The 261-nt window shown below is 35.2% G+C and carries 1 pseudogene; it reads left to right on the top strand.

Annotated elements, in window-relative coordinates:
- Nucleotides 1-261 (top strand): annotated as a pseudogene (locus SB775_RS30850) (bifunctional folylpolyglutamate synthase/dihydrofolate synthase); the annotation flags it as partial.

The following is a 261-nucleotide window of genomic DNA, read 5'->3' as shown; positions in this document are numbered from 1 at the left end:
ACGAAGCAAGCATCAAGGCGCTTGTGGAGACCATACAGGAAAATTACCCAAATAGAAAAATTCATATCGTGATGGGCTTGATTAAAGGAAAGGACTATTTATCCATTTTAAAAGCATTGGAAAATATCGCCACTTGCTTCACATTTATAGATTTCGGAGATGAGCGCGCCATGCCGGCAAACATTTTATTGTCAGAAAATATAAGTAAAATAAAGACAATTCAAAATGAATATGATATATTACCTGTACACGAAGATGTAG

Source organism: Peribacillus sp. SIMBA_075 (assembly GCF_046534585.1).
This window is presented reverse-complemented; position numbering and strand designations above follow the sequence as displayed.